The 1025-nt window shown below is 43.8% G+C and carries 1 protein-coding gene; it reads left to right on the plus strand.

Annotated elements, in window-relative coordinates; genetic code table 11:
• On the plus strand, window positions 1-1008 hold a 1008-nt coding region (gene lptD / locus R7P67_RS26600), incomplete at its 5' end, for an LPS assembly protein LptD (RefSeq protein ID WP_318086554.1).
• Window positions 1009-1025 lie beyond the last annotated feature (17 nt).

Genomic DNA, 1025 nt, shown 5'->3' on the forward strand with positions numbered 1-1025 from the left:
TACTCTCAAGACCTTACTGGCTTGACAGACGTGGACTTGAAAAACCAGCTTGATGAACAAGTTTCTCGTGTTATTCCTGAGTTTCGTACCCATGCTCAGATTTACTTAGAGCGTGACACCAGTTGGATCAAAGGCTACACACAAACGCTAGAACCACAACTTCAGTACCTTTACGTACCAGAAGAAGATCAAACCAACATCTACAACTACGATACAACGCTGCTGCAAACTGACTACTACGGTCTATTCCGCAGTCGTAAGTACAGTGGTATTGATAAGATCGCATCGGCTAACCAGCTGAGCTACGGTGCAAGTACGCGCTTCTTTGATGATGACTACAAAGAACGTTTGAACGTGTCGTTTGGTCAGATCTACTACTTCGATAAGAAGACGAAAATCAGCAATAGCCCGAACATTCCAGACGAGACAACCAACTACTCTTCATGGGCAGTTGAAGCTGATTTCAACTACAACGACTACCTGTTCTATCACGGTGGCGTTCAGTACGACATCGACTTAAGCTCAATGCAGCTTGCCAACAGTACGTTGGAATATCAGTTTAACGGCGGCTTTATTCAAGGTAACTACCGCTATGTCACTCGCGAATACATCGAAGATACGATCATTCTCGAAAACCTAGACACAATTACTCGTAAAGGTATTTCACAAGCAGGTATCGTAGCGGCATACGAGTTCAACCGTAACTGGTCTGCAAGCGGTCAGTACTACTATGACCTAAATGAAAATACCGATATGGAATGGCTAGCAAGCCTGCGTTACCAATCTGATTGTTGGTACATTGGTTTGACATACTCTAACCAATTACTCGGTTGGGAAAATCAAGCCATCGGCAGTACGGGCTCCTCTCCTGAATACGAAAACAACTTTAGTGTTAACTTCGGTATTCAAGGCTTTGCGACAAATCAAAGCACCGGTACAGCAGTCAAAGAACTGGATGGTTCCGACAACGCGATTAAATACGGTCGCCCATTCTATTTGAACAATTAATCGAATTAAGCGTCTTA

Source organism: Vibrio sp. Vb0937, from assembly GCF_033338855.1.